The organism is Paenibacillus sp. P46E, assembly GCF_001909095.1.
Classification (GTDB): Bacteria; Bacillota; Bacilli; order Paenibacillales; family Paenibacillaceae; genus Paenibacillus_AQ; species Paenibacillus_AQ helianthi.
In genome coordinates this window covers 78,782-86,023 of record NZ_LVYZ01000049.1, presented here as the reverse complement: position 1 = coordinate 86,023, position 7,242 = coordinate 78,782, and the positions used below count along the sequence as shown (strand labels likewise).

The 7,242-nt window shown below is 50.6% G+C and carries 6 protein-coding genes and 1 pseudogene; 5 read left to right on the top strand and 2 right to left on the bottom strand.

The annotated features are described in order from the left end of the window. Positions 1-2: 2 nt before the first annotated feature. The 4 genes and pseudogenes from A3849_RS32470 to A3849_RS18850 all read left to right on the top strand — a co-directional run bounded on the left by A3849_RS32470 (position 3) and on the right by A3849_RS18850 (position 4,661). Positions 3-736 (top strand): annotated as a pseudogene (locus tag A3849_RS32470) (IS5 family transposase). Positions 737-761: 25 nt separating this feature from the next. Next, positions 762-1,178, top strand: coding sequence for a VOC family protein (locus A3849_RS18860; RefSeq protein WP_074112814.1), 417 nt, complete (start codon positions 762-764; stop codon positions 1,176-1,178). A 771-nt stretch (positions 1,179-1,949) separates the two neighbouring features. After that, on the top strand, positions 1,950-2,681 hold the full coding sequence (locus tag A3849_RS18855; protein WP_074112820.1) for a helix-turn-helix transcriptional regulator: 732 nt from the start codon (positions 1,950-1,952) through the stop codon (positions 2,679-2,681). 159 nt (positions 2,682-2,840) lie between these two features. Further along, on the top strand, positions 2,841-4,661 hold the full coding sequence (locus tag A3849_RS18850) for a methyl-accepting chemotaxis protein (protein WP_074112813.1): 1,821 nt from the start codon (positions 2,841-2,843) through the stop codon (positions 4,659-4,661). Here the strand turns inward: A3849_RS18850 and A3849_RS18845 are convergent. Both A3849_RS18845 and A3849_RS18840 read right to left on the bottom strand, forming a co-directional pair. Next, entirely contained in the window at positions 4,641-5,546 is a 906-nt protein-coding gene (locus A3849_RS18845; RefSeq protein WP_074112812.1) for an NAD-dependent epimerase/dehydratase family protein, read from the bottom strand. The two genes, A3849_RS18850 and A3849_RS18845, sit on opposite strands and share 21 nt — an antisense overlap. A gap of 155 nt (positions 5,547-5,701) precedes the next feature. Further along, positions 5,702-6,463: an RNA polymerase sigma factor gene (locus A3849_RS18840; protein ID WP_074112811.1), complete on the bottom strand. Its 762-nt coding sequence runs from the start codon at positions 6,461-6,463 to the stop codon at positions 5,702-5,704. 179 nt (positions 6,464-6,642) lie between these two features. On the opposite strand from A3849_RS18840, the gene clpP reads away from it, so the two are divergent. Beyond that, the gene (gene clpP / locus A3849_RS18835; protein WP_074112810.1) at positions 6,643-7,224 is read left to right on the top strand and encodes an ATP-dependent Clp endopeptidase proteolytic subunit ClpP; all 582 of its coding nucleotides are present in this window, start codon (positions 6,643-6,645) and stop codon (positions 7,222-7,224) included. The last annotated feature ends 18 nt before the right edge of the window (positions 7,225-7,242 follow it).

Sequence of the window (7,242 nt, the reverse complement as noted above, 5' to 3'; positions counted from 1 at the left end):
AAATTAAGGGGATGTTTCCACTCTACCGAACAGGACGTCCGTCAAAATTAAGTGAACGAACCATGTTTAACGCTTTTCTATGGATCGCTCGAAGTGGTGCTGCTTGGCTCGATTTACCGGAGAACGCTATGGTCCATGGAAAACGGTCTACAGTCGCTTTTGCAAGTGGCGAGATACCGGACTGCTTGTCGCGATCTTCCAAACTCTTCAGGTCGAACCTGACTTTGAAAACTTGAGCATTGATTCGACATCGGTCAAAGCCCATCAACATAATGCCGGTGCTAAAAAAACATTGAAGGCCACGAAGTAAATCAGCACATCGGCGTCAGTCGTGGCGGAAAGACAACCAAACCAAACTTCACACCGTCGTCGATGGATTAGGAAATCCCCTCGCTTTTCTTCTGACGGGTGGTCAAGTCTACGATTCCGTTCCAGCGATTGATTTACTTCAGAGGCTTGAAATTACAGGAAGTCATATTCTTGGCGACAAAGCCTATGGCTCCGAAGCGATTCGAAATTGGATTACAGCTAAGCAGGCATCCTACACCATCCCGCCTATAGCGAATAGTCAAAACCCGTAGAAAGTCGATTGGTATCGGTACAAAGAACGCCACTTAGTGGAGTGCTTTTTCAATAAAATCAAACACTTTCGCCTGTGGCTACTCGTTACGACAAGTTGGCCAAGTCATTCTTGGCGTTTGTATATGTAGCTGTCATCTTCAAATTGACTCAATGAGGAGTTTTCAGACACGTTCTAGAGAATGGGATTTCAGGCAGGCCAGCTTTTTGTGAATTTGCCGGTAAATGATCTGCAGGCTTCGATTAACTTCTTTACCGCACTTGGTTTCGGGTTCAACCCTCATTTTACGGATGAGAACGCGACATGTATGATTCTCAACGACAATACGTTTGTCATGCTGCTGACTAAAGAATTCTTCAAAACCTTTGTTTCCAAAGAAATCGTCGACACCTCCAGCCACACCGAAGTGATTCTGGCATTCTCCGCATCCAGCAGGGAAGAGGTGCACGAACTGGTGGATAAGGCGCTGGCCGCAGGCGGCAAGAAGTATAATGACCCGATCGACCATGGTTTTATGTACAGCTGGAGCTTTCAGGACATCGACGGTCATCTATGGGAGTCCGTGTATATGGAAGAGGGCACACCGGAGCAGGCATAGATCATGCATGTAAAGAGAATCATCAAATAGGACAGGCAGGTTTCCGGGCAGCCGGAGCCTGCTTTTTTTGTTGCATGGAAATGATACTGTGTAAAAAAACTGTGGATAACTGTGATTAAAAGTGAGAGGAATAGCTTGAAGAAATAGACCAGGGGAAACGAAATGAACTAAACGGGCCTAAGAGGAAATACCTCTGATCTCGCCGTAAACGGGCTGTCGGGCAGAATGAGAGGCAGAAATACCTCTGATTTCACTGTCAACGGGCTGTCGGGCAGAATGAGAGGCAGAAATACCTCTGATCTCACTGTCAACGCGCTGTCGGGCAGAATGAGAGGTAGAAATACCTCTGATCTCACTGTCAACGGGTTAGCGGGCAGAATGAGAGGCAGAAATACCTCTGATCTACCCTGTCAACGGGCTGTCGGGCAGAATGAGAGGCAGAAATACCTCTGATCTCGCCGTAAACGGGCTAGCGGGCAGAATGAGAGGTAGAAATACCCCTGATCCCACTGTCAGCGGGCTGTCGGGCAGAATGAGAGGCAGAAATACCCTTGATCTGGGAGCAATGCCGTTACCTGCGGCAATAAGATGCTGCTTTCACCCGATAGGGTGAGTTTGTTCTGACATAACAGGAAGGTTCCAATTCACTTAAATTTGTGATATTATTTATGCGAACTTACGTTCTTAATATCTCACCGGAGAAGGGTGGACCTTACAGTGACAGAACGGTTTGCAGAGATTGATGGAGTTATTGTCTACATTCATAAGCATATGTATGATCAACTTCCGCTGGAGCGTCTGGCCCGTTATGCCGGATACAGCCCGTATCACTTTGTACGCATCTTCAAGGAGCGGACTGGTCTGTCTCCGCTGTACTATGTATCCTCTTACCGCCTGCAGCGGGCGAAGGACATGCTGCTGCGCACGGGCCTTACGGTCCGTGATATTTCGCTGGAGATTGGCCAGCAGAGCCTTGGGACCTTCACTTCACGTTTTGCTGCCCGGGTGGGTATGTCTCCGGCGGAATTCCGCAATTCCGTGCCTTATGCCGGAGATCAGATGAGCTCGTTAAGGAAGCTGCGGGATTGGAGTTTTTCGTACCCGATCAGCCGGATGCCTTCTTCTGTGCACGGGACGATATCTGCTGAGGCTCCTGTTGACGGGGTGATTCTAATCGGCCTATTCGCCAAACCTATTCCCGAGGGACTGCCGCTATACGGTACCTTGCTCTCCTCCCTGGGGCATTTTCACTTTGAACATGTGGCTCCCGGGACCTACTACCTGCTTGCCACCTCCATATCATGGGGAACACACACGCTTGATTTCCTCCTTCCGCATACCACACTTCGCACCCGGTCGAAGACTCCGATCCATGTCGTACCAGGTTCTCTGGTCCCGCATCAGCCGTTGACCCTACATCCTCCCAGGCTGGACGACCCGCCGATTCTGATATCCCTGCCGCTGCTCATGAACCGCTTTCTGAACCGGATGGCGGTTAGATAGCAGTCACTGCAAGCGCCCTTCTGTTAACATTTTCGCAACAATTTCTTTACGAATCCCATACAAAAGTTAGGAGAGCAGTTAATATCCAGCTTCTACAATGAGTGTGTTAGTAAAATATACCTATTGTATTTTGAAGCTTGATATGAAGGGATGATTCGCTTGAAGGGACAACGGCTGCACTTTTCTATGAAATGGAAGCTGATTTTAAGTTTCTCCGCCATTACGCTTATTTTTCTGGGGGTGGCCCTGTACCAAGGGAATAAGATCGGACAAGTGGAGCTTTCCATGAAAAAGCAAAAGACAGAGATGGAAAAACGGATTACCGTCTCAACGGTTACCCAGTTGCTGCAGGAGCTGAACCGTGCAGAGACGGCACTTGCCGAATCAAGTGATCTGGAACTGGCTGATGATTTTAAGGACAAGCAGAAGCAGCTTACCGCTGAATTGGCCAAACTTAAATTTGAGGCAGATACACCCGCCTCCCCGATCCTGGGATTGCTGCGGACCCAAGCTGGGGAATATAACGGGATTTTTGATCAACTGATTCAGACTATGGGTGACGACAGTCTTGACCCGTTAGCGGTTTTGGAACAAATAGATAACTTACATACGAAGGCGCTGGCACTTAACCAATCTATGCTGGAAACGAACGGTAAGCTGTATACCGCAGCTGCGGATAATGCCGAGCAGGCGCAGAATCATTCTTTTCTCATGCTCGACGACACGATTTCCATCATCATTTATGCAGCAGCGGGGGTGTTCCTGTTCACGCTGCTGCTTGGCTGGCTGCTGATCCGTTCTTTCGTAACCCCGGTCGGCAAGCTTCAGGCAGCCCTGCGGGAGATTGCGGATGGTGATTTGCGGCAGCAGATTAACTCTCCTTATCATGATGAGCTTGGACGTTTGAGCCACCATTTCGACCATATGGTGTGCCGGGTCCGCGATATGCTGCGGCAGACGATGACTGCGGCTTCTTCCCTTGCAGATTATTCACATTCCTTCCAGCAGTCATCTGTCATCACTGCCCATACCAATCAGGAAATTCTCCATACGATCCAGGAAATATCCGTCGGGGCGGGGCAGCAGGCGGAACAATCTGAACATAGCACATTGCTGCTGGAGGAGCTGGAGCGCGGGGTTCATGAGATAACGGATTACACCGATGGGATGCTCTTAACCAGCGAAGCAGCGAATCAGAATACACGCAAAGGCTCGGAGACGGTAACTGCTCTCCGGCAGACTTCTTATCATTCCCGTGCTTCTATCACCAAGGTGTATGAAGCACTGGACAAGCTCGTTCAGCAGTCCGGTGATATTTCGCGAATCACCCGGTCCATTACGGAAATTTCCAAGCAGACGAATATCCTGTCTCTGAACGCTGCTATTGAGGCAGCCCGGGCAGGGGCTTCGGGAAAAGGTTTTGCCGTCATCGCTGATGAGGTCCGTCATTTATCCGTACAGACAAATGACTCCTCTATCCATATCAGCCGGATGATTGGCGATCTGCAGGACAGTATGGCGGATGTTCAGGAATATATGCTGGAAACCCAAAAAAGCCTGGAGGAACAGGACCACCAGGTGGCACAGACGCTTGCCTCCTTCGAGGCCATTGACGAATCTATTACCGGCATCAGCCACCAGATTGGACAAATTCACCAGAAGGTGGAGCAGACCCGGAAGATCAACACCCGGCTGGCAGATTCTGTGCATTCTGTAGCTGCAGTGGCTGAACAGACTGCTGCAGGTGTGCAGGAGGTCAATGCCTCCAGCACCCAGCAGGATCAAGCGATCCGTGACATTGCCCGGCAAGCGGTGGAGATCAATGAAATCTCACAGCAGCTGTTCCGGGAGATTCATGTGTTCCGAATCGAAGAAGAGACCGGAGCAGATGCCCCGGCCGGTCTGTTAATAAACATGGATGAAAAATCCAGAGCAGAGAATGTGGTGACATCAAGCCAGCTACTCGCGATGGCCGAGTGAGCCATTTCGTTCACTTACCAGGTCCAGGACCAGTTCAGGGAACCACTCTGCAAGTTTTAGAAACGGGAAGCCCGCCTCGCGGGCTTTTGCTGTATCCATGTACCAGGATTCCTCGATTCCAAACGGAGACCTGTCTTTATCGGCCGTTTCGCTCTGAACCTCTGCCTGCTGTCCGGTTGCCTGCCCGATGATGGAGAGAAGATTCCCGATGGTAAGCGTCCCGTCCGAGCATGCGTTCACGGGTCCAGTCAGCGTTGAGAAGCCCAGCCAATATAAGAAATCAGCCGCCTCATCAGAACGGATGAACGAGATCAGCGCTTGCGGATTGGGCACCCCGATGGGCTGTCCTTCCTGCACATGCTCAATATGAAAATGCAGCCGCTTGGTATAATCATCTGTCCCGAGCACGATCGGAAACCGGACTGCTGCCACGGGAAAAGCCGTTTGCCTTAAGAGGACCGTTTCAGCCAGTCTTTTACCCTCCTGATAGCTGAAATCTTCCTTTGCACCCAGCCGCAGCGGATAAGACTCCGGATCAAAGTCTGCTTCGCGTAGAATTTCAGATCTCGGATCATACACAGATAGGCTGGAGGTCAGAATATATCGCTTAGCCGTATTTGCGAAGATACGGCTGGCCGCGGCGGCCTCATCCGGGGAATAACAGATGTTGTCATAAACGACATCCCAGATGGTATCTCCTACAGCTTCAGTGAGTGCTTCCGTATCCGTGCGGTTCACGTTTAACCGGCCCACCTTGCTGCCAAAGCCGTCCTCTGTCAGTCCCCTTGTCAAAATGGTAACCTTAGTATCTTCATCCCGGAGCAGGCGCTCCACTAACCGTTTGCCAAAAAAACGGGTTCCCCCGAGCACAAGTATGTTCCTCAATGTTTTCACTCCTAAAGTTTTGTTAGCAACGCTTCCTGGAATAAGCTTCGTACAAAACTGGCCTCGGAAGCATAACTTAGTTTTGTTAGCAATGCTTCCTGGAATAAGCTTCGTACAAAACTGGCTCCAGAAGTATAAACTTAGTTGTGTAAGGATTATGCAACCATCCGTATCTCCGCCATGCTGCCAGCCTCCATGCATGACCAGGAACCTCTTCCGCCTGTATGCAGTGCCTGCACCGTGGAGGTACTGACCGCCATCGTCATCTCCGACTTAATCTCCTGGCGAAGCAGCTCCAGCATCACAGGCAGCTGGCCTTTTTCATAGGACTCTGCCAGCGCCTGAAGCAGAATCCGGAAATCCAGGTCCTGCGTCCGTGCTGGACCCTCGTGCTCTGCGAGTTCTTTGCGGACTGCTCCGAGTGCCTGACGCGCCCGGTGCAGGGCCGCTTTGACGGCTCCTCCGGTGGTCTCCAGCATCTCAGCAGTTTCGTTCGCTGAATAGCCCAGTACATCGCGCATTACGAAGACTGTTCTTTGCAGCGGAGATAAGTGCCGGATAAGCACCTGAAAAGCCAGCTCGATCCTAGCCCGCGCTTCCCCTGGCGCTTGGTCGGTAATCTGAACTAGGCTTGAGGATATTAATGCTTGAGTACGCTCCAGCGCCCGTCCCATTGAAGCTTTGCGCCGTATCGCATCAATCCATGTATTTTTGGCAATCCGCAGCAGCAGTGCTTCGGGATTCGTATTGTCTGCAAATTTGGCATAAGCCAGCGATTTGGTCCAGGTATCCTGGGCCAAATCCTCGGCCTCAAGGCTGGATCTAGTCAAAGACAGACAATACCGGAACAGAGCGTCCCGAAGCGGCAGCATTTCATCTGTTGATTCTCCGGTGCTGAACGGTACAAGGGTCGACACTTGCGATCATCTCCTTTTGGGTCATCCTGCGTATTCTGTTGCCTCTATTATATAAACGATCAGCACAATGTAAAGGATACGCTGCCTTTAAGGTTATTTTGAAAGATAAAACCCGTATCCTTTGGAGGACTCCATCCGTTTACAGGGTATAAACCAAAGCTATCCAAGGAGGAGTGGACATGAGCATTATTCCTTATGTCATTGAACAAACAAGCAGAGGAGAGCGGTCCTACGATATTTATTCCCGGTTGCTGAAGGACCGTATTGTGTTCGTAGGTGCGGCCATCGACGATCAGCTGGCGAACAGCATCATCGCCCAATTGCTCTTCCTGGCTGCAGATGAGCCGGACAAGGATATCCAGATGTACATCAACAGCCCGGGAGGCTCGACTACCGCAGGCTTCGGTATTTATGATACGATGCAGGTAATCAAACCGCAGGTCAGTACCATTTGTACGGGATTTGCGGCTTCATTTGCTTCACTTTTGCTGCTGGCCGGAGCTACCGGCAAACGTTATGCGCTGCCAAACAGCGAGATTATGATTCATCAGCCGCATGGCGGCGCACAGGGCCAGGCCAGTGACATTGCCATCAGTGCCCGCCGTATCCTGCAGATTAGGGAGAAGGTTGTACAGATCAGTGCTGAACGCACGGGTCAGACGGCAGAGAAGGTAGCCAAGGATATGGACCGGGATTATTTCATGTCGGCCCAGGAGGCACTGGAATACGGTATAATCGACAAAGTGATTACCAAACTGTAAGCAGAGGAGCGGATTCTG

Excerpts from the sequence above, each read along its gene's own strand:
- A3849_RS18860 (WP_074112814.1), top strand. The coding sequence starts at position 762 with ATGGGATTTCAGGCAGGCCAGCTTTTTGTGAATTTGCCGGTAAATGAT.
- A3849_RS18855 (WP_074112820.1), top strand. The coding sequence starts at position 1,950 with ATGTATGATCAACTTCCGCTGGAGCGTCTGGCCCGTTATGCCGGATAC.
- clpP (WP_074112810.1), top strand. The coding sequence starts at position 6,643 with ATGAGCATTATTCCTTATGTCATTGAACAAACAAGCAGAGGAGAGCGG.